The organism is Microbacterium sp. che218 (assembly GCF_040436305.1).
Lineage (GTDB): Bacteria > Actinomycetota > Actinomycetes > Actinomycetales > Microbacteriaceae > Microbacterium > Microbacterium algihabitans.
In genome coordinates, this window is record NZ_AP031501.1 from 317,106 (window position 1) to 335,633 (window position 18,528).

At 71.1% G+C, this 18,528-nt stretch carries 25 protein-coding genes; 23 read left to right on the top strand and 2 right to left on the bottom strand.

From position 1 onward, the window contains the following. Window positions 1-34: 34 nt before the first annotated feature. Genes rpsP through trmD form a run of 4 tightly spaced genes read left to right on the top strand, consistent with a single transcriptional unit; the run spans window position 35 to window position 2,019 of the window. Window positions 35-448 carry a 30S ribosomal protein S16 gene (gene rpsP / locus ABXS86_RS01440; protein ID WP_307211524.1) on the top strand — a complete coding sequence of 138 codons (414 nt, stop codon included), beginning with the start codon at window positions 35-37 and terminating at the stop codon, window positions 446-448. Between the two features lie 5 nt (window positions 449-453). After that, a complete protein-coding gene (locus tag ABXS86_RS01445; protein WP_144834927.1) occupies window positions 454-684 on the top strand; it encodes an RNA-binding protein in 231 nt (76 codons plus the stop codon). Then, window positions 684-1,328, top strand: coding sequence for a ribosome maturation factor RimM (gene rimM, locus ABXS86_RS01450; protein WP_307211522.1), 645 nt, complete (start codon window positions 684-686; stop codon window positions 1,326-1,328). The genes ABXS86_RS01445 and rimM overlap by 1 nt, the downstream gene beginning before the upstream one ends. A 1-nt stretch (window position 1,329) precedes the next feature. Further along, on the top strand, window positions 1,330-2,019 hold the full coding sequence (gene trmD, locus ABXS86_RS01455) for a tRNA (guanosine(37)-N1)-methyltransferase TrmD (RefSeq protein WP_353665391.1): 690 nt from the start codon (window positions 1,330-1,332) through the stop codon (window positions 2,017-2,019). A gap of 150 nt (window positions 2,020-2,169) precedes the next feature. Here the strand turns inward: trmD and map are convergent, their stop codons facing one another. Continuing rightward, window positions 2,170-2,952 carry a type I methionyl aminopeptidase gene (gene map, locus ABXS86_RS01460; protein ID WP_144834933.1) on the bottom strand — a complete coding sequence of 261 codons (783 nt, stop codon included), beginning with the start codon at window positions 2,950-2,952 and terminating at the stop codon, window positions 2,170-2,172. Window positions 2,953-3,064: 112 nt separating this feature from the next. Here map and ABXS86_RS01465 point away from each other — a divergent pair, with 112 nt between their 5' ends. The 10 genes from ABXS86_RS01465 (at window position 3,065) to ABXS86_RS01510 (ending at window position 10,871) form a co-directional block, all read left to right on the top strand. Then, window positions 3,065-3,556, top strand: a complete 492-nt coding sequence (locus ABXS86_RS01465) for an MFS transporter permease (RefSeq protein WP_307211516.1) — start codon at window positions 3,065-3,067, stop codon at window positions 3,554-3,556. Between the two features lie 161 nt (window positions 3,557-3,717). Beyond that, a complete protein-coding gene (rplS, locus tag ABXS86_RS01470; protein ID WP_307214071.1) occupies window positions 3,718-4,065 on the top strand; it encodes a 50S ribosomal protein L19 in 348 nt (115 codons plus the stop codon). Between the two features lie 142 nt (window positions 4,066-4,207). Further along, entirely contained in the window at window positions 4,208-4,957 is a 750-nt protein-coding gene (lepB, locus tag ABXS86_RS01475) for a signal peptidase I (protein ID WP_307211514.1), read from the top strand. Then, window positions 4,954-5,607, top strand: coding sequence for a ribonuclease HII (locus ABXS86_RS01480; RefSeq protein WP_353665392.1), 654 nt, complete (start codon window positions 4,954-4,956; stop codon window positions 5,605-5,607). The genes lepB and ABXS86_RS01480 overlap by 4 nt, the downstream gene beginning before the upstream one ends. Before the next feature lie 89 nt (window positions 5,608-5,696). Beyond that, window positions 5,697-6,020, top strand: a complete 324-nt coding sequence (locus ABXS86_RS01485) for a DUF2469 family protein (RefSeq protein ID WP_055836674.1) — start codon at window positions 5,697-5,699, stop codon at window positions 6,018-6,020. Window positions 6,021-6,113: 93 nt separating this feature from the next. Further along, window positions 6,114-6,476 carry a YraN family protein gene (locus tag ABXS86_RS01490; protein WP_307211507.1) on the top strand — a complete coding sequence of 121 codons (363 nt, stop codon included), beginning with the start codon at window positions 6,114-6,116 and terminating at the stop codon, window positions 6,474-6,476. Beyond that, window positions 6,473-7,996, top strand: coding sequence for a YifB family Mg chelatase-like AAA ATPase (locus ABXS86_RS01495; protein WP_353665393.1), 1,524 nt, complete (start codon window positions 6,473-6,475; stop codon window positions 7,994-7,996). The genes ABXS86_RS01490 and ABXS86_RS01495 overlap by 4 nt, the downstream gene beginning before the upstream one ends. After that, window positions 7,993-9,150: a DNA-processing protein DprA gene (gene dprA / locus ABXS86_RS01500; RefSeq protein ID WP_353665394.1), complete on the top strand. Its 1,158-nt coding sequence runs from the start codon at window positions 7,993-7,995 to the stop codon at window positions 9,148-9,150. Before ABXS86_RS01495 ends, dprA begins: the two co-directional genes overlap by 4 nt. Window positions 9,151-9,223: 73 nt before the next feature. Next, entirely contained in the window at window positions 9,224-10,180 is a 957-nt protein-coding gene (locus ABXS86_RS01505; RefSeq protein WP_353665395.1) for a tyrosine recombinase XerC, read from the top strand. A gap of 55 nt (window positions 10,181-10,235) precedes the next feature. Next, window positions 10,236-10,871: a hypothetical protein gene (locus tag ABXS86_RS01510; protein WP_353665396.1), complete on the top strand. Its 636-nt coding sequence runs from the start codon at window positions 10,236-10,238 to the stop codon at window positions 10,869-10,871. 23 nt (window positions 10,872-10,894) lie between these two features. Here ABXS86_RS01510 and ABXS86_RS01515 read toward each other — a convergent pair whose 3' ends face one another. Beyond that, on the bottom strand, window positions 10,895-11,392 hold the full coding sequence (locus ABXS86_RS01515) for a murein hydrolase activator EnvC family protein (RefSeq protein WP_353665397.1): 498 nt from the start codon (window positions 11,390-11,392) through the stop codon (window positions 10,895-10,897). Window positions 11,393-11,706: 314 nt separating this feature from the next. Here ABXS86_RS01515 and rpsB point away from each other — a divergent pair, with 314 nt between their 5' ends. The 9 genes from rpsB (at window position 11,707) to ABXS86_RS01560 (ending at window position 18,521) form a co-directional block, all read left to right on the top strand. Further along, window positions 11,707-12,621, top strand: coding sequence for a 30S ribosomal protein S2 (gene rpsB / locus ABXS86_RS01520; RefSeq protein ID WP_353665398.1), 915 nt, complete (start codon window positions 11,707-11,709; stop codon window positions 12,619-12,621). Between the two features lie 151 nt (window positions 12,622-12,772). After that, entirely contained in the window at window positions 12,773-13,600 is an 828-nt protein-coding gene (gene tsf, locus ABXS86_RS01525) for a translation elongation factor Ts (protein ID WP_307211492.1), read from the top strand. A gap of 148 nt (window positions 13,601-13,748) precedes the next feature. Beyond that, complete coding sequence (gene pyrH, locus ABXS86_RS01530) at window positions 13,749-14,465, top strand: UMP kinase (RefSeq protein WP_186325582.1); 717 nt, start codon at window positions 13,749-13,751, stop codon at window positions 14,463-14,465. A gap of 77 nt (window positions 14,466-14,542) precedes the next feature. Further along, complete coding sequence (frr, locus tag ABXS86_RS01535; RefSeq protein ID WP_307211489.1) at window positions 14,543-15,097, top strand: ribosome recycling factor; 555 nt, start codon at window positions 14,543-14,545, stop codon at window positions 15,095-15,097. Between the two features lie 5 nt (window positions 15,098-15,102). Then, the gene (locus ABXS86_RS01540; protein WP_307211487.1) at window positions 15,103-16,152 is read left to right on the top strand and encodes a phosphatidate cytidylyltransferase; all 1,050 of its coding nucleotides are present in this window, start codon (window positions 15,103-15,105) and stop codon (window positions 16,150-16,152) included. Then, window positions 16,149-16,724, top strand: a complete 576-nt coding sequence (locus ABXS86_RS01545; RefSeq protein WP_251506784.1) for a DivIVA domain-containing protein — start codon at window positions 16,149-16,151, stop codon at window positions 16,722-16,724. The genes ABXS86_RS01540 and ABXS86_RS01545 overlap by 4 nt, the downstream gene beginning before the upstream one ends. 49 nt (window positions 16,725-16,773) lie before the next feature. After that, window positions 16,774-17,502 carry a transglycosylase SLT domain-containing protein gene (locus ABXS86_RS01550; protein WP_307211484.1) on the top strand — a complete coding sequence of 243 codons (729 nt, stop codon included), beginning with the start codon at window positions 16,774-16,776 and terminating at the stop codon, window positions 17,500-17,502. Between the two features lie 9 nt (window positions 17,503-17,511). Continuing rightward, entirely contained in the window at window positions 17,512-17,799 is a 288-nt protein-coding gene (locus ABXS86_RS01555) for a hypothetical protein (protein WP_353665399.1), read from the top strand. Continuing rightward, the gene (locus tag ABXS86_RS01560) at window positions 17,799-18,521 is read left to right on the top strand and encodes an alpha/beta hydrolase (protein ID WP_353665400.1); all 723 of its coding nucleotides are present in this window, start codon (window positions 17,799-17,801) and stop codon (window positions 18,519-18,521) included. The genes ABXS86_RS01555 and ABXS86_RS01560 overlap by 1 nt, the downstream gene beginning before the upstream one ends. The last annotated feature ends 7 nt before the right edge of the window (window positions 18,522-18,528 follow it).

Sequence of the window (18,528 nt, forward strand, 5' to 3'; positions counted from 1 at the left end):
CCGGTTCGTTCGTTTTTCATCATCAGGAGTCATCGTGGCTGTCAAGATCCGTCTCAAGCGCCTCGGAAAGATCCGCGCGCCCTACTACCGCATCGTCGTCGCCGACTCGCGCACCAAGCGCGATGGTCGTGTCATCGAGGAGATCGGCAAGTACCACCCGACCGAGGAGCCCTCGTTCATCGAGGTCGACTCGGAGCGCGCGCAGTACTGGCTGTCGGTCGGCGCCCAGCCCACCGAGCAGGTCGCCGCCATCCTCAAGCTCACGGGCGACTGGGGCAAGTTCAAGGGCGACAAGAACGCCGTCTCGACCGTCAAGGTCCGCGAGCCCAAGGCTCCGTTCGAGGCCGACACCTCGAAGAAGTCGGTCGTCAAGCCCAAGGCCGAGAAGAAGGCCGAAGCTCCCGCGGAGGCGCCTGCTGACGCCGCCGCCGAGACCTCGGCCGAGTAATTCCCGTGCTGTCCGCCGCGCTCGAACACGTCGTCAAGGGGATCGTCGATCACCCCGACGCCGTGACCATCCGCTCCAGCTCGTCCCCGCGTGGCGACGTGCTGGAGGTTCGCGTGCACCCCGATGACCGGGGTCGCGTGATCGGGCGCGGCGGTCGCACCGCCAAAGCACTGCGCACGGTCGTCGCCGCTCTGGCGGACGGCCGTCGCGTGCGCGTCGACGTCGCCGACGACTGATGTCGGCCGGCGACACCGCGGGCGCGCAGCCCGCCAAGACCCAGCTCCGCGTCGGACGCCTCGTCAAGGCCCACGGCCTCAAGGGCGCCTTCAAGATCGAGCTGTACACCGACGATCCCGACGGGCGCTTCACCCCCGGGAGCACGTTCACCCTGCAGGTTCCGGAGTCCTCGCCGTGGCACGGCCGCGAGCTGACGGTCCGCGAATTCCGCTGGATGAACTCCCACCCCGTGGTCTTCTTCCAGGGGGTCGACGACCGCAACGCCGCCGAAGAACTGGTCAAGGCGATCCTCTGGATCGACCAGGACACCGAGGCCGCCTCCACCGAAGACGACGCCTGGTACGACCACCAGCTCGTCGGTCTCGACGTGGTGCGCGAGGGCGCGGTGATCGGCCGTGTCGTGCGCGTCGACCACTTCCCCGCTCAAGACCTGCTGATCGTCAAGCCCTCCGGTGACGAGCGCGAGGTTCTCGTGCCCTTCGTGAGCGCGATCGTCCCCGAGGTCGACATCGCCGGCGGCCGCGTCGTCATCACCCCGCCGACCGGTCTCTTCGAAGACCTCCCGGCCGACGCCGACGACGAGCCGGAGCCGGCGGATGCCGCGGTCGAGGCCGACGAGAACCCCGACTCCCGCGAGGACTGACGTGCGCATCGACGTCGTCTCGATCTTCCCGACGATCTTCGACGCTCTCGAGGTGTCGCTGCTGGGCAAGGCCCGTCAGAGCGGGCTGCTCGACGTGCGCGTGCACGATCTGCGCGACTACACGCACGATCGACACCGCACCGTCGACGACACCCCGTACGGCGGCGGGGCCGGCATGGTCATGAAGCCGGAGCCGTGGGGCCTCGCGCTCGACGACATCGCCGGCGGCGCCGACCCGCGACCGGTCATCGTCTTCCCCTCGCCCGCCGGGGAGCGCTTCACCCAGGCGACGGCTCGCGAGCTGTCGCAGGCCCCGCACCTCGTCTTCGGGTGCGGACGCTACGAGGGCATCGACGAGCGCGTGTTCGACTACGCGTCCGAGCTCGGCGAGGTGCGCCTGATCAGCCTCGGCGACTACGTGCTCAACGGCGGCGAGGTCGCCGTGATGGCGATGATCGAGGCCATCGGGCGTCTCGTGCCCGGCGTGGTCGGCAATCCCGAGAGCCTCGTCGAGGAGTCGCACGAAGACGGCCTCCTCGAGTACCCGTCGTTCACCAAGCCCGCGGTGTGGCGCGAGCGCGAGGTGCCGCCGGTGCTGCTGAGCGGCAACCATGGCGCCGTGGCCTCGTGGCGCCGCGAGCAGCAGATCGAGCGCACGCGCGAGCGTCGGCCCGACCTCCTCGCCGACTGAACGTCACCGCCTTCGCGGGCGACTCCGGATGCTGCGGCATCCGGTCGTCCGGCAGCGCTCGCGCCGTCCTCTGCGCGCCGCCGACGACACCGGCACGGCCGGACATGACGGATGCCGCGACCTCGAAGCCGCGGCATCCGGAAACCGTCGTCAGTCGACGCCGAGGAACGAGCGATCGGTCAGCACGATCGGACCCGCGGTCGTGATCGCGACGGTGTGCTCGGAGTGCGCTCCGCGCGAGCCGTCGACGCTGCGCAGCGTCCACCCGTCGGGGTCGGTGACCAGTTCGTCGGTGGTCTGCAGGAACCACGGCTCCAGCGCCAGCACGAGGCCGTCGCGCAGCGGGTAGCCGCGCCCGGCCTTGCCGTCGTTGGCGACGTGCGGGTCGCCGTGCATCGTGCGTCCGACGCCGTGACCGCCGAAGTCGGTGTTGATGCTGAGGCCCTCGGCGTGCGCGACGGCGGCGATCGCGGCGGAGATGTCGCCGATCTTGTGGCCCACCGTGGCGGCCTCGATCGCGGCGGCCAGCGCGCGCTGCGAGGTGTCGATGAGGGCGAGGTCCTCATCGCGGGCGGTGCCCACCACGAACGACACCGCGGAGTCGGCGACCCAGCCGTCGACCGAGGCGGCGAAGTCGAGCGAGACGAGGTCGCCGTCGCGCAGCGCGTAGTCGTGGGGGAGGCCGTGCAGCACCGCGTCGTTGATCGAGGTGCACAGCACCTTGCCGAAGGGACTTGCCCCGAACGAGGGGTGGTAGTCGATGTAGCAGGACTCGGCTCCCGCGGCGCGGATCATGTCGTGAGCGCGACGGTCGAGCTGCAGCAGGTTGGTGCCGACCTTCGTCTCGTCGCGCAGGGTCGCCAGCACTTCGGCCACGAATCGCCCGGCCGGACGCATCGCGTCGATCTCAGCCGGGGTGCGCAGTTCGATCATGGGGGACTTCCTTCCGTCGAACTCCCATTGTCCCCGATGCGGGGCGCGTACCCGCTCCGGAGACAGAGGCATCTCAAAGCCACCGCACATGGATCGGCCATAGCATCGGTTCATGGTGCTGCGCCGAATCTTCTTCCGCTGGCTGTTCCCCGCGGCCTTCGTGCTGCCGCTGTGGTTGTTCATCGGGTGGATCGTGTTCTCGGGCGGAAGCGGCTGGGCTCTGCTCTGGCTGTTCATGGCCGCCCCCGCGGTCTTCGTATCGCAGCTGATCCTGACCCTGGTCGTGCGGGCGCGGGCCTCCGTGCGCGAGTCGCGCGCCGTGTCGTGGCGTGATGCGGCCGGCATCGGCGTGTGGCACGTCGCGATCGTGGCGCTCGGGCTCTTCGACTCGCGCGTGTTCTTCCCGCTTCTCGTGCTCTCGGTGCTCGGCGCCCTGCTGCTGTTCTGGTCGTCGCTCGCGCAGCTGTGGAACGAGGCGCGAGGAGCCGTGACCGTCATGCACGCCAGCGACGGCACCGCCTACATCCCGCCCGTGCGCGAGCGCCCGGCGGCGCCGGTCGACGGCGAGGTCATCGTCGTGTCGGAGACGCGGCGGCCCGACTGAGCCCGGTTTGGCCGGGTGGTCGTGGCGTGGCAGAATAGACGATTGTGCCCTGACAGACTCTGCCTCAGGGGAGTCCGCCGCATCCCGCGGCCTCGGGTACGCCTCACCTTTTCCCTTTAAATCGTGCGATCGACCTGTGGCGGTCGCAGGAAGTGATGATCATGCAGATCCTCGACTCCGTCGACGCGGCTTCGCTGCGCTCCGACATCCCCGTCTTCGGCCCCGGCGACACCGTCAAGGTGCACGTCAACATCACCGAAGGCACCCGCTCGCGTATCCAGGTGTTCCAGGGCGTCGTCATCGGCCGCTCGGGCGACGGCGTGCGCGAGACCTTCTGCGTCCGCAAGGTCAGCTTCCAGGTCGGCGTCGAGCGCACCTTCCCGGTCCACAGCCCCGTGATCGACCACATCGAGGTCGTCACGCGCGGTGACGTGCGTCGCGCCAAGCTGTACTACCTGCGCAGCCTGCGTGGCAAGAAGGCCAAGATCAAGGAGAAGCGCGACCGCTGAGTCCGCGCTCTCGAACGCCCCGTGGGTCCGCCCACGGGGCGTTCGGCGTTTTCGCGGGTGAGCCGGTCACGGGCGGCGGCTCGGATATGCGACCCTGGTCTGTGCGGTTCCCCGACGGGCGGTGGACCCGGTGAAGGATCACATGAGCGACCAGACCGCCTCGACCTCGGATGCCGTGGCATCCCGTTCCGCCGCACCTCGGCGCCGTGGATGGGGGGCGTTCTTCCGCGACCTGCTGGTGATCGTCGTGATCGCCCTGCTGGTGTCGTTCCTGGTGAAGACCTTCGTCGTGCGCTCGTTCTACATCCCGTCGGCGTCGATGGAGAACACCTTGATGATCAAGGACCGCATCCTCGTCGACGAGCTGACCCCCCGCTTCGGGGAGTACTCGCGCGGCGACGTCGTCGTCTTCCGCGACCCGGGCGGCTGGCTCGACCAGACCCCGGCGCCGGCGCGATCGCCGTTCGTCGAGGGCGTGGACTGGGTCCTCTCGCTGTTCGGCCTGTCGGCACCCGACAGCGACGACCACCTCATCAAGCGCGTGATCGGGGTCGCCGGCGACCACGTGGTGTGCTGCAACGCCCTCGGCCAGACCGAGGTCAACGGCGTTCCGATCGATGAGCCCTACGTACGTCTCGCGCCCGGGGCGAACGCCCCCTCGCCCGTCCCGTACGACGTGACCGTCCCCGACGGTTCGCTGTGGGTGTTGGGCGATAACCGCAACAGCTCGCGCGACTCGCGCTTCAACCAGGACCAGCCCGGTCGCGGCTTCGTGCCCGTCGACAACGTCGTCGGACGCGCGTTCCTCATCACGTGGCCGTTCGACCGGTTCGGGCTGATCGATTTCCACCACGAGGTGTTCGCGGGGGTTCCCGCACCGGGAGCGCAGTGATCGAGCCCACCTTCACCCTCGAGCGGCGCCTGCTGAAAGAGCACGCGCTGATCATCGCGTGCGACGAGGTCGGCCGCGGTGCCCTGGCCGGCCCGGTGGCCGTGGGGGCGGCCGTGATCGACCCCGCGCGCTCGCGCAAGCGCGTGCCGGCGGGGCTCCGCGACTCGAAGCTCGTGCCCGAGGCGCGGCGCCCCGAGGTCGCGGCGCGTGCGGCGGCCTTCGTGCAGCACAGCGCCGTGGGGTGGGCGAGCTCGGTCGAGGTCGACGAGATCGGCATCATCCGTGCCCTGGGCCTCGCTGCGGTGCGCGCGATCGCCGATCTGCGCGCGCACGGGGTCGTCCCCGAAGACGCGCTCGTCATCCTCGACGGCAACCACGACTACATCACGCCGGCGGGGGAGTCCGGGCTGCGCGTGAAACCCATCGTGAAGGCCGACCGCGACTGCGCGAGCGCCGCCGCGGCATCCGTCATCGCCAAGGTCGCCCGCGACACCCTCATGACGGGCCTGCACGACGACCTGCCCGCCTACGGCTGGGCGCGCAACAAGGGCTACGCCAGCCTCGACCACCGCGACGCGATCGCCGCCCACGGCATGAGCGTGCACCACCGTCACTCGTGGGCGATCGCGGCCGCGCCGACCCTGTTCTGACCGGGTGCCGCGCCCGTGCCGGCCGGACGTGCCCGAAGCGCCCGCCCCGTGCGGCCGCGGTGGCGGCGCGCGCCTAGGATGGAGTCACCATGGATGACGACGTCTTCGAGGACTACGACCGCGAACTCGAACTGGCCCTGTACCGCGAGTACCGCGATGTCGTGCGCCAATTCACCTACGTGATCGAGACCGAGCGTCGGTTCTACCTCGCCAACGACGTCAACGTCGTGCGTCGCGACACCGAGCACGACTTCTACTTCGAGATCTCGATGACCGACGTTTGGGTGTGGGACATCTACCGCGCCGACCGCTTCGTCAAGTCGGTGCGCGTGCTGACCTTCAAAGACGTCAACGTCGAAGAGCTGTCGCGGCACGACTTCCAGCTGCCCGACGAGCTGTCGCTCGACAACTGACGCCTCCTCCCCAGCGAGGCGCCCGCGGAGCTTGTCCACAGATGGCGCCGTACGGCCGACGCGAGGGGTGATCCGGATGCCACGCTCTCGGGCATGGCAGCGAAAGACGACCTCGGCCGAGCCGGAGAAGAGCGCGCCGTCGCCTTCTTGAGCGACGACGGCTACCGCATCATCGACCGCAATTGGCGGTGCCCGCAGGGCGAGATCGACATCGTCGCCGAGCGCGACGACACCCTCGTGGTGATCGAGGTAAAGACGCGCCGCAGCGAGGCGTTCGGTCACCCGTTCGAGGCGATCGACCGCCGCAAGGCTGCACGGCTGTGGCGCTTGGCGATGGCGTGGCTCGCCGCTCACCCCGACGAGGCCCGCGGGCGCGCCCTGCGCATCGACGCGATCGGACTCGTCGGCGAAGACCCCGCGACGGCACGCCTCGAACACCTCGAAGACGCGCTGTGACCGTCGCGCGCACCTGGGCCGTCGCCCTCTCGGGACTGCGGGGCGACCTGGTCGAGGTCGAGGCCGATGTGTCGGCACAGATGCCCGAGTTCGCGATCATCGGGTTGGCCGACAAGGCGCTCGGCGAGGCGGGCAGACGCGTGCGCAACGCCTGCGCCAACCGCGGCCTCGATCTGCCCAAGCGCCGCATCACGGTGAACCTCTCACCGGCGAGCCTGCCCAAGCGCGGCTCGGGGTTCGACGTGGCGATCGCCGTGGCCGCCCTTGCCACGAGCGTGCGGATGGATGCTGATCACGTCGCGCAGACGGTGCATCTCGGCGAGCTCGGTCTCGACGGTCGGCTGCGTCCCGTCCCCGGCGTGCTGCCGGCGGTGGTCGCCGCGCACCGCGGGGGAGTGCGGCGGGTCGTGGTGCCGATCGCCAACGCCGCCGAGGCGCGGCTGGTCGAGGGCATCGAGGTCTTCGCCGCGGTGTGCCTGGCGGAAGTGGTGCGCTGGCACGGCGGATCGTGCGATGCGCCCGAACTCGCGCCCGTCGATGCTCCCACCGCCGAGGCCGCCGACGACGCGCCGCTCGAGCTCGCCGACGTGGTCGGACAGTCCGAGGCGGTCGATGCACTCGTCGTGGCGGCGGCGGGCGGGCACCACATCCTCATGAGCGGGCCGCCCGGTGCGGGCAAGACGATGCTCGCCCGGCGCCTGCCCGGCATCCTGCCCCCGCTCGACGACGAGGCGGCGCTGTCGGTCGCCTCGGTGCGATCGCTCGCGGGCGAGACGGTGACGCGGCTCTCACGGACGCCTCCTTTCGAGAGCCCGCACCATGGAGCGACCGCTGCCGCACTCATCGGAGGCGGTTCGGGCATCGTGCGTCCGGGCGCCATCGCGCGCGCGAGCGAAGGCGTGCTGTTCCTCGACGAAGGAGGCGAGTTTCCCGCCGCCGTGCTCGACGCCCTGCGGCAACCGCTCGAGAGCGGCGTCATCCAGGTGCACCGGTCGGGGGTCTCCGCCACCTATCCGGCCCGGTTCCAGCTCGTGATCGCGACGAACCCGTGTCCGTGCGGCCAGTACGGGGTCGCGGGCGGATCCTGCGAGTGCGCGCCGCAGGCGATCCGCCGGTACACCCGTCGACTGTCGGGCCCTCTTCTCGACCGCATCGACATCGATCTGCGACTGCAGCGGGTGTCGTCGGCGCGACAGGCCAGTGACGTGCAGCCCACCAGCACCGCCCAGGCGCGCGAGGTCGTGGCATCCGCCCGCGCCCGCGCGGCGCATCGGTGGGCGCAGACCCCCTGGCGACGCAACGCCGACGTGCCCGGCACGTGGCTCCGCGGACCCGCAGCGCCCGCGGCCGACGTGCTGCGTCCCCTCGACACGGCCCTGCGCCGCGGCGCCCTCACCCTGCGCGGCTACGACCGTCTGGTCCGGGTCGCGTGGACGGTGGCCGACCTCGCCGGACACGACGACCTGCGTTCCGATGACGTCGGCCGAGCGCTGTTCCTTCGGCAGGGAACCCGTACGTGACTGCCCTCGATCCCTCGCCGCGCGCCGCCGCGGATCTGGCGGCGGTGCGCCCCGGCGACGACGGAGACCCGCTCGACGTCTACGCCCGCGTCGTGTGGAACGTGCTGGTCGAGCCCGGAGACGGGGTGGCCGGTGCACTCATCCGCGCCTACGGCGCGCGCGAGGCGTTGCGCATCGCGACGAGCGACGAGGCGCCCGAGCTGACGACGGCGCGCGCGCGGTGGATGCCGCGTCTGCAGCCCACGGCGATCGAAGCGGCCCTCGCGTCGGCCCGGCGCGCGGAGGTGCGGTTCCTCGTTCCGGGCGACCCCGCGTGGCCGGCGCGGCTCGACGACCTCGACGACCATGCCCCGCTCGCGCTCTGGCGCCGCGGCGGACACGAGACGGCCGCCGCTGCGACCATCGCCCTCGTCGGAGCGCGCGCGGCCACTGCTTACGGTGAGGGGGTCGCCGCCGACCTCGCGGGGGATCTCGCCGCCGCGGGAGCCGCCGTCGTGTCGGGAGCCGCGTACGGGATCGACGGAGCGTGCCATCGCGCCGCTCTGGCCGCCGGGGGAGCAACGGTCGCCGTGCTGGCCGGAGGTGTGGACCGGCCGTACCCCCGCGGACACGAGGCCCTGCTGGGGCAGATCGCCGCCGGGGGCGCGGTGTGGAGCGAAACCCCCTGCGGAGCGGCGCCGACGAAGTGGAGGTTTCTCGCGCGCAACAGACTCATCGCCGCGATGGCCGACGCGGTGGTGGTCGTCGAGGCGGGGTGGCGCAGTGGCTCGCTCAACACCGCGGCGCACGCGGCGAGCATCGGCCGCCCGCTCGGGGCGGTGCCCGGCCCGGTCACCAGCGCCGCCTCGGCCGGATGCCACCGCGTGCTGCGCGAATACGGCGGCGTCTGCATCACCTCGGCGTCGGATGTCTGGGACATGCTGGGCCACCCGGGCGACGCGACGGGGACCGACGATCGCGTCCCTCACGAGACCACGCGCCTGTTCGACGCGCTGTCGGCGCGCTCGCCCCGGTCGACCACGGAAGTGGCGCGGCGCAGCGGTCTGGCCCCCGACGAGGCGGGGGTTCTGCTGGGGTTCGCCGAGCTCGAAGGCCGCGTGACACGCGATGACGCCGGGCGGTGGCGCGCCACGAGCGCCGCCCAGAGGGGATGAGCAGGGGTGCCGCGCATCCTCGCTCTGCGCGTGGCGTGCGCGCGGGGGTCGCGGGCGCGGGCAGGCTGAAGCCATGCGTCTGTCCGAAGCCGTCGAGGGGTATCTGGCCCACCTCGCCGAGGTGCGGCGGCTGTCGCCCGCGACGGTCCGGGCCTACCGATCGGATCTGACCGATCTCATCGCCGTGGTGGGCGACGGTGCCATTGAGGCGGTGAGCGTCGACGACCTGCGGGAGTGGCAGTGGCGGGCCACCAAGGCGGGGCAGTCGAAGGCGACCTCGGCTCGGCGCACCTCGAGCGTGCGCGGCCTGTTCTCGTGGGCGGCGGAGGAGGAGCTCATCGCGCTCGACCCGTCGCAGCGTCTGGTGACGCCCAAGCGGGGCCGCACCTTGCCGACCGTGGCGACGGCGGAGACGCTCGACGGCGTTCTCGAGGCGGCCCGCGTGCGCACCGCAGACGGCGACCCTCTCGCTCTGCGCGACCACGCCGTGCTCGAGGTGCTCTACGGCTCCGGCGCGCGCGTGTCGGAGATCTGCGGACTCGACCTCGACGACGTGGACCACGAGCGTCGCACCCTGCGCGTGCGCGGGAAGGGCGACAAAGAGCGGGTCGTCCCCTTCGGCCTGCCCGCCGGAGAGGCTCTGCAGGCCTATCTCGTGCGCGGGCGACCCGTGCTCCTGGCGCGTGCCTCGGCTGCGGGCGCCGATGCCACCGAGCCGGCCGCCTCCCGCGGCCGTGTCGTCGAGAGAGCGGCGCGCGCCGTGTTCCTGGGTGCGAAAGGCGGCCGTCTCGGTCCGCGGGCGGTGCACGCGCTCGTCTCGGCCACCGTCGCCCCGAGCGTCGGAGCCGAGGTGCTGGGCCCGCACGCCCTCCGTCACTCCGCGGCCACCCACCTGCTCGACGGCGGCGCGGACCTCCGCTCCGTGCAGGAGATCCTGGGACACGCGAGCCTGGGGACGACCCAGATCTACACCCACGTCTCAGCCGAACGGTTGCGCGAGGCGTACCGGCTCGCGCACCCCCGAGCCTGACGCGGCTCCGCGCGCCGCGGTGGCGCCACGCACGCACGCGTCCTAGCGTGGGGGAGTGCGAAGAGCCCGAACACCCGCCCTGCTGACAGGTGCCCTCGTGTTGGCGGCCGTTCTCGCGGCGTGCGCGCCGGTCCCGCAGCCCGTCGAGACGCGCCTCCCGCCTGGCATGTCGGCATCCGCCCCCGCCCCCACCCCGACCGTCTCGGTGCCCTCGCCCTCGGTCGTCACCCTGTCGCCGGCGCCGTCGGCGAGCGTCGCACCGGCCCCCACAACCGCGCCCTTCGTGCCCAGTGACGACCCCGGTGCCCTCTCGTGCGGTGACGGCGGCTCGCAGAGCGTGTCGGGCGCCGAGCAGACCGTGAGGATCGTGGGCACCTGCGCCGAGCTCGACGTCTCGGGCTCCGCGCTCACCGTCGACGCGTCGGGAGCCACGGTGCAGACCCTGCGCGTCTCGGGCGATCGCGCGCGGGTGACCGTCGCGTCCGTCGACTCGCTCGTTGTGCAGGGGAACGACGGCTCCGTCACCTCCGCTGGAGCGATCGGCAGTGCCGACCTCAGCGGCGACCGGACGACCGTGCAGTCGGGCGGGACGATCTCGTCGGTCACGGTGCGCGGTCAGGACAACGTCGTCCGCGCAGACGGCGGAGTCGGCTCCACCACGGTCGAAGGGCGCGGCAACCAGGTCGGGTGACGGCATATGCCCCCTCGCCCCGGTCAACAGCAGGGGAGGAGGACCGCACGCGGGACTCCTCCGAGCAGGCGCAGCGGATTGACGTAGACGCCGTCGAGGCGCACGCCGAAGTGCACCTCGCCGGGGCCCGTGTGCCCGCCCGTCGAGACGACCCCCACGGGGGCGCCCCGCGCCACGGCATCCCCCACCGCGAGCTCTGTCGTGACCGGTTCGAGCGTCGTCACCAGCCCGTCGCCGTGGTCGATCGTGACCACCGCGCGCCCGGCGACCTCGCCCGCGAACGCGATCCGTCCGTCGGCGGGGGAGTGCACGCTGCCCGACGCCGTCAGGTCGAGGCCGCGATGACCCGGGCCGTACGCGTGCGCGGGAGCCTCGAACGGGCGGACGACCTGTACCCGGTCGGTCGGCCAGACCCATCCCTTCGTCGCGGGGGGATCCCCCGGACCGGCCGCCCCGCAGACCAGGACGATCGCGGCGAGCACGACCAGAGCGCGGACGAGACGGAGCCGAACGGGAGACATTCCGGCAGTCTCACCGCCTCGGCGGGGCCGAGCGAGCTCGATCGCCCCCTCGGTGTAGGCGCGGGGCGGAAGGCACTGTGGGGAGGAGGCGTCCTGTATGCTGGGCGGTGCATCTCGCACGTCGGGATGACTCCGCGTGCCCACAGCGCATCGCGTGGCCCTCACGGGCAGCGCACCGCGCGGCATCCACATCCCATGGTCCACCGCTCCGGCGGTCGGCGGGTGTGCGCCGGGCACCAGGCTCGTCAGACGGACCGTCTGACGCGAACAACCGCAACCATGGCGCGAAAGCGCCCAGAAACAGGAGTACGACCATGGCCGTCGTCACCATCCGCCAGCTGCTCGACAGCGGCGTTCACTTCGGACACCAGACCCGCCGGTGGAACCCGAAGGTCAAGCGCTTCATCCTCACCGAGCGCAGCGGCATCCACATCATCGACCTGCAGCAGTCGCTCGGTTACATCGACAAGGCGTACGAGTTCGTCAAGGAGACCGTCGCGCACGGCGGCACCATTCTCTTCGTCGGTACCAAGAAGCAGGCGCAGGAAGTCCTCGCCGAGCAGGCGACCCGCGTGGGCCAGCCCTACGTCAACCAGCGCTGGCTCGGTGGCCTCCTCACCAACTTCCAGACGGTGTCGAAGCGCCTCGCCCGCATGAAGGAGCTCGAGGAGCTCGACTACGAGAACCCGGCTGAGAGCGGCTTCACCAAGAAGGAGCTCCTGCTCAAGAAGCGCGAGCTCGACAAGCTGCACAAGTCGCTCGGTGGTATCCGCAACCTGCAGAAGACCCCCTCGGCCATCTGGGTCGTCGACGCCAAGCGCGAGCACCTCGCGGTCGACGAGGCCAAGAAGCTCGGCATCCCCGTCATCGGCATCCTCGACACGAACGCCGACCCCGACGAGTTCCAGTACCCGATCCCCGGCAACGACGACGCGATCCGTTCGGTGAGCCTGCTCACGCGCATCATCGCCGACGCCGCCGCCGAGGGCCTCATCCAGCGTCACCAGCCCGCTGGCGAAGAAGAGGCCGCTGAGCCCCTCGCCGAGTGGGAGCGCGAGCTGCTCGAGACCCCCGCCGAATCGACCGAGGCTCCCGCCGCCGAATCGACCGACGAGGCTCCTGCCGCTGAGGCGACCGACGAGGCTCCCGCCGCCGAGTCGACCGAGGCCGTCGAGGCCCCGGCCGCCGACGCCGAGGCTGCCGACGCCGAGGCCACCGACAGCAAGTAAGCCGCGAGTCGCTCCGTTCGCCTCCGCGTGAACGGCGCGCCACCCGCACAGGCTACGATCCGGCGGGGTCGTGACAGCTCCCTCTTCGGAGGGCGCGCACGGCCCCGCCGGGCTCACATACAGAACGCAAACGACAAGGAGACGCCACACCATGGCAAACTTCACGATCGCCGACATCAAGGCGCTGCGCGAGCAGCTCGGCACGGGCATGGTCGACACCAAGAAGGCGCTCGAAGAGGCTGACGGCGACGTCGAGAAGGCCGTCGAGATCCTGCGCCTCAAGGGTGCCAAGGGCAACGCCAAGCGTGCCGACCGTTCGACCAGCGAGGGCCTCGTCGCCGCGCGCGAGAACAACGGCTCGGTCACCCTGCTCGAGCTCGCCTGCGAGACCGACTTCGTCGCCAAGAACGAGCGTTTCATCGCTCTGGCCGACAAGGTCGTCGACGCGGCCGCCGCCGCCGGTGCCGACTCCGTCGAGGCCGCCCTGGCCGCCGACGTCGACGGCAAGACCGTCGAGCAGCTCATCTCGGACGAGGCCGCGATCATCGGCGAGAAGGTCGAGCTCCGTCGCGTGCGCACCATCTCGGGCGACAAGTTCGAGGTCTACCTGCACAAGACCAGCAAGGACCTGCCCCCGCAGGTCGGCGTGGTGCTCGCCTACACGGGTGACGACGCCGAGACCGCTCGCTCGATCGCGCAGCACATCTCATTCGCGAACCCCTCGTACCTCACCCGCGACGCCGTGCCCGAGGCCGACGTCGACAAGGAGCGCGAGATCGTCACCGAGATCTCGCGCAACGAGGGCAAGCCCGAGGCCGCCCTGCCCAAGATCGTCGAGGGCCGCGTCAACGCGTTCTTCAAGCAGGTCGCCCTGCTCGACCAGGACTACGCGAAGGACAACAAGCTGTCCGTCGCCAAGGTCGCGTCCGACGCCGGTCTCACGCTGACCGACTTCGCGCGCTTCAAGGTCGGCGCGTAACCCCGAGACAGGCTCACGGCCCGTCAAAAGGCCCGGGATGCCACGGCATCCCGGGCCTTTTCCCTGCCCGCGCTCCGTCGGTGACCTGCCGTATCGGTCGCGACGGGCAGGGGGATAGTTTGTTCAAGACGAGAGGACACATCACGTGATGGATGCAGCCACCAAGCGCCGCCGAGTACTGCTGAAGCTGTCGGGGGAGGCGTTCGGCGGAGGCCAGTTGGGCGTGAACCCCGACGTCGTCAGCCAGATCGCCCGCGAGATCGCCGAGGCGACGGATCGCGTCGAGATCGCGATCGTCGTGGGCGGAGGCAACTTCTTCCGCGGAGCCGAGCTCAGCCAGCGCGGCATGGACCGCGGGCGCGCCGACTACATGGGCATGCTGGGCACGGTCATGAACGCCCTCGCCCTGCAGGACTTCCTCGAGCAGGCCGGAGCCGCCACGCGCGTGCAGTCGGCCATCTCGATGACCCAGGTCGCCGAGCCCTACATTCCGCGCCGCGCGATGCGCCACCTCGAGAAGGGCCGCGTCGTCATCTTCGGCGCCGGCGCGGGCCTGCCCTACTTCTCCACCGACACCGTGGCCGCCCAGCGCGCGCTCGAGATCGGCGCGACCGAGGTGCTCGTGGCGAAGAACGGTGTGGACGGCGTCTACACAGCCGACCCGCGCACCGACCCCTCCGCCACCAAGCTCGACCACGTGACCTACGGCGACGCCCTGCAGAAGGGCCTCAAGGTCGTCGACTCGACCGCGTTCAGCCTCTGCATGGACAACGGAATGGACATGCGGGTGTTCGGCATGGAGCCGGCGGGTAACGTCACCCAGGCGCTGCTCGGCGAGACGATGGGCACCCTGGTCACCGCGTGACGCGCCGCGCGCGGGCCCGGGGAGCCGGGCCCGCGCGCGACTAGACTGAGAAGCCAGTTCCAACGAATGGAGTCACCGTGATCGCCGATGTCCTCGCCGAAGCCGGAGCGCGCATGGATCGCGCCGTCGAGGCCGCCAAGGAGGACTTCGCGACCGTCCGCACCGGACGCGCGAACCCCCAGATGTTCCAGAAGGTCCTGGTCGACTACTACGGGTCGCCGACCCCCCTGGCGCAGCTCGCGTCGCTGAACAACCCCGAGGCTCGCACCCTCGTCGTGAACCCTTACGACAAGTCCGCGTTGAAGGCCATCGAACAGGCCATCCGCGACATGCCGAACCTCGGGGTGAACCCCACCAACGACGGCACCATCGTGCGCGTCACCATGCCCGAGCTCACCCAGGACCGCCGCAAGGAGTACGTCAAGATCGTGCGCGGCAAGGGCGAAGACGCCAAGGTGCAGGTGCGCAACCTCCGCCGCAAGGCCAAGGACGACCTCGACGCCCTCAAGAGCGACGTCGGCGAAGACGAACTCGTCCGCGCCGAGAAGGAGCTCGACACCGTCACGCGCACCCACGTCGACCAGATCGACGAGGCTCTCAAGCGCAAAGAGGCCGAGCTTCTCGAGGTCTGACCCCCATGCCCGACGCCCCTGAGATTGGCGACACCGGACCCCTCGACAAGCGCGGGACCCGTCGTGCCGAGTCGGCTCGGCGTGCGCCGGTCACGGGCGAGAACGCCACCGCCATCGAAGCGCAGCTGCGTGCGATGCGCACCGACGCGGAGCGCAACATCGCCCACGCCCGCGCGGAGTTCGACCAGGCCAACGAGCGCCTGAAGCAGCGCACCGGCCGCGACCTCATCGTCGCGACGCTCATCGGCGTCGCGATCGGTGCGATCGTCGTCGCCTCGCTGATCTTCGTGAAGTGGCTGTTCGTGCTGTTCGCCGCCACCGCGATGGTGCTGGGCGTGCTGGAGTTCTCTCGCGCCCTGCAGGTCGCCGGACGCAAGGTCGACGTCGTCCCGCAGCTCGCGATGGGCTTCCTGCTGCTGCTCAGCGGGTTCTTCCTCGGGCCGTGGGTGCACTGGATCGCCCTGCTGGTGGCCATCGCGGTCGTCATCGTCTGGCGCCTCACCGCCCAGATGTTCGCCGACGACGGGCGCGCGCACATCGAGGTCATCGGCGACGTGCTCGTCGCCTCGTTCGTACAGCTGTACGTGCCGTTCCTTACCTCGCTCGCGACGATCCTGCTCGCGCAGCCGCGCGGCGAGTGGTGGGTGCTGGCGTTCCTCATCCTCGCGGTCGCCGCCGACACCGGCGCCTACGTGTCGGGCCTGACGTTCGGCCGGGGCGGTCGGCATCCGATGGCCCCTCGCATCAGCCCGAAGAAGACCTGGGAAGGCTTCGCGGGCGCGTGCGCCGCCGCCCTGATCGCCGGTGCTCTGCTCGCGGTGTTCATGCTGCAGGTGCCGTGGTGGGCCGGGTTGATCTTCGGCGCCGTCGTGCTCGCCACAGCGACCGTGGGCGACCTCGGGGAGTCGATGGTCAAGCGCGACCTCGGCATCAAGGATATGAGCTCGTGGCTGCCCGGCCACGGCGGGGTGCTCGACCGCCTCGACTCGATCCTGCCGTCGGCTACGGCCGCCCTGGCGTTGTACTACCTGCTCGCCCCGTTGGGAGTGTCATGAGCGAGACCCCGATCCACGATCGTGCGGCCGCGACGCCGTTCCCCACCGTGACCGGGCGGGCGCAGGGCTACGAGAAGCGCGCCGTCGATGCCTTCCTCGCCAAGGCCCGCGAGGCCTTCGAGCAGGACGAGACCGGGACTCTCCGCTCCTCCGAGATCCGCGCCGTCGCCTTCCCCCTCGTGAAGGGCGGGTACGCCGTGCACGCCGTCGATGCGGCCCTCGGGCGCGTCGAAGACGCCTTCGCCGCGCGTGAGCGCGAGCACGCGTTGTCGCGCTTGGGCGCGCGCGCCTGGGTCGCCGAGACCCGCGACACGGCGCAGGTGGTGCTCGACAGGTTGCAGCGTCCGCGCGGCGAACGCTTCGAGCGCGTCGGCTGGATGCATTTCGGGTACCGCGTCGACGAGGTCGACGTCGTCGCCGATCGCGTCGCACGCTATCTCGCCGCGGGTGATCCCGTGACGGCGGAGCAGGTGCGCGCCGTGGCGTTTCGTCTGCAGCGCGGGGGATATCGCGAGACCCAGGTCGACGCCGTGCTCGACGCCGTCGTCGAAGTCATGCTCGCTGTCGGATGAGCCGCGCGGATGGCAGCTGTCGCGATGCGTCGGTAGAATCGGCGTCACTGTGACTTCTGGTTCGGAACTCTCGCGCGCATCGTCCCGCCGCGTCGCCCGTCGGGGCGGCTCGGCCGGTGACGTGGTCCCCCCGGCCCTCCCGCGCCGCACCGCCCCGCGGTGGTCGCGTCGTCGCGGCGTCGTCGGTGTGTTCGGCGCCTGCGCCGCGGTGCTGTTCGCCGCCGCGTACGTCGGCCCGATGGGCGCCGCTCTCCAGCCCGCGCAGGCCGAAGGCCCCCAGACGGTCACGCTGTACGCCCAGGGTCTCGACGACGTGCAGTCGGTGTCGACCACGGGCGAGAAGCAGGCCCCGTCGCTCGAGCGCTCCAGCTACAACGTGTACGTGAAGCCGAAGCCGACGCCGACCCCCACGCCGACGTCGTCGGGTTCGAAGAAGTCGGGGTCCGGTTCGGGTTCCGGCTCGTCCTCGGGCGGGGGCGGTCCGGTGAAGTACAGCGGCGGCGGCGCTCCCGCAGACTGGATGGCCGCGGCGGGCATCTCCGAGGCCGACATGGGCTACGTCGACTACATCGTGAGTCGCGAGAGCGGCTGGAACCCCAACGCGACCAACCGTTCGTCGGGTGCCTGTGGTCTCGTGCAAGCCCTGCCCTGCAGCAAGGTGCCGGGCAACGGCTACGACCCGGTCGACAACCTCCGCTGGGGCACGGGCTACGCTGTGGGCCGCTACGGCAGCTGGGCGAAAGCGTACGCCTTCTGGACCAGCAACCACTGGTGGTGAGCGGCGCCGATGCCCCGCTCCCGTAAGCGGCGTCCCGATCCGGGCCGCGGCGACGAGTCGCTCGATCGCCTCATCGCCGGCTGGAAGCGCACCGAGGTCAAGCGCGGCGTCGAGTGGACCGTGCAGCCGATCTCGGCCCCGCAGGCGCAGAAGGAGTACCTCTGCCCGGGATGCGGGCGCACCGTGGCCGTCGGGACCGCCCACCTCGTCATCTGGCGCGCCGACGGCGTGCTCGGCGACGCCGCCGACCTCGCGGCACGCAGACATTGGCACACGCACTGTTGGAGGATCGCCTGATGGAGATTCGCGGACCCGTCCTGCTCCCCGCTCGACGCGAGGAGATCGAACTGCGCACCGTCGACGAGCTGACCCTCGTCGGCGAACTCGCCCTGCCCGCGGACCGCGACCCGGTCGCGACCCTGGTGACCCTGCATCCGCTCCCCACCGCCGGCGGCTTCATGGACTCGCACATCCTGCGCAAGGCGGCGGGCCGTCTGCCGGCCCTGGCCGATCTCGCTGTGCTGCGGTTCAACACCCGCGGCACCACCTCGCCGCGCGGGACGAGCGAGGGCTCGTTCGACGGAGGCGCGGCCGAGTGCTTCGACGTCGCCGCCGCGGTCGATTTCGCGCGTGAGCGCGGGCTCCCGCGACCCTGGCTCGTGGGCTGGTCGTTCGGCACCGAGCTCGCGCTGAAGTACGGCCGCGATCACGACATCGAGGGCGTCATCCTGCTCTCGCCACCCTTGCACCGCGCCACGGCCGACGAGGTAGCGGCATGGGCGGGCGACGCGCGGCGCATGGTCGTGCTGGTTCCGGAGTTCGACGACTACCTGCGGCCCGACGAGGCCCGTGAGCGCTTCGCTCCGGTTCCGGATGCCACGCTCATCGCCGTCGAGGGCGGCAAGCACCTGTGGGTCGGTGAGACCCAGACGCGACGCGTCCTCACCGAGATCGTCGCCGCGGTGAACCCCGACGCGCTGCCGTTGCCGGTCGAGTGGGACGGCCCGCTCGCCGACTGAGACGGCG

Coding starts and splice junctions, on each gene's coding strand:
- rimM (WP_307211522.1), top strand. CDS start 684: ATGTCGGCCGGCGACACCGCGGGCGCGCAGCCCGCCAAGACCCAGCTC.
- map (WP_144834933.1), bottom strand. CDS start 2,952: ATGATCGAACTGCGCACCCCGGCTGAGATCGACGCGATGCGTCCGGCC.
- ABXS86_RS01465 (WP_307211516.1), top strand. CDS start 3,065: ATGGTGCTGCGCCGAATCTTCTTCCGCTGGCTGTTCCCCGCGGCCTTC.
- rplS (WP_307214071.1), top strand. CDS start 3,718: ATGCAGATCCTCGACTCCGTCGACGCGGCTTCGCTGCGCTCCGACATC.
- lepB (WP_307211514.1), top strand. CDS start 4,208: ATGAGCGACCAGACCGCCTCGACCTCGGATGCCGTGGCATCCCGTTCC.
- ABXS86_RS01485 (WP_055836674.1), top strand. CDS start 5,697: ATGGATGACGACGTCTTCGAGGACTACGACCGCGAACTCGAACTGGCC.
- ABXS86_RS01490 (WP_307211507.1), top strand. CDS start 6,114: ATGGCAGCGAAAGACGACCTCGGCCGAGCCGGAGAAGAGCGCGCCGTC.
- ABXS86_RS01505 (WP_353665395.1), top strand. CDS start 9,224: ATGCGTCTGTCCGAAGCCGTCGAGGGGTATCTGGCCCACCTCGCCGAG.
- ABXS86_RS01515 (WP_353665397.1), bottom strand. CDS start 11,392: ATGTCTCCCGTTCGGCTCCGTCTCGTCCGCGCTCTGGTCGTGCTCGCC.
- rpsB (WP_353665398.1), top strand. CDS start 11,707: ATGGCCGTCGTCACCATCCGCCAGCTGCTCGACAGCGGCGTTCACTTC.
- tsf (WP_307211492.1), top strand. CDS start 12,773: ATGGCAAACTTCACGATCGCCGACATCAAGGCGCTGCGCGAGCAGCTC.
- pyrH (WP_186325582.1), top strand. CDS start 13,749: ATGGATGCAGCCACCAAGCGCCGCCGAGTACTGCTGAAGCTGTCGGGG.
- ABXS86_RS01540 (WP_307211487.1), top strand. CDS start 15,103: ATGCCCGACGCCCCTGAGATTGGCGACACCGGACCCCTCGACAAGCGC.
- ABXS86_RS01545 (WP_251506784.1), top strand. CDS start 16,149: ATGAGCGAGACCCCGATCCACGATCGTGCGGCCGCGACGCCGTTCCCC.
- ABXS86_RS01555 (WP_353665399.1), top strand. CDS start 17,512: ATGCCCCGCTCCCGTAAGCGGCGTCCCGATCCGGGCCGCGGCGACGAG.
- ABXS86_RS01560 (WP_353665400.1), top strand. CDS start 17,799: ATGGAGATTCGCGGACCCGTCCTGCTCCCCGCTCGACGCGAGGAGATC.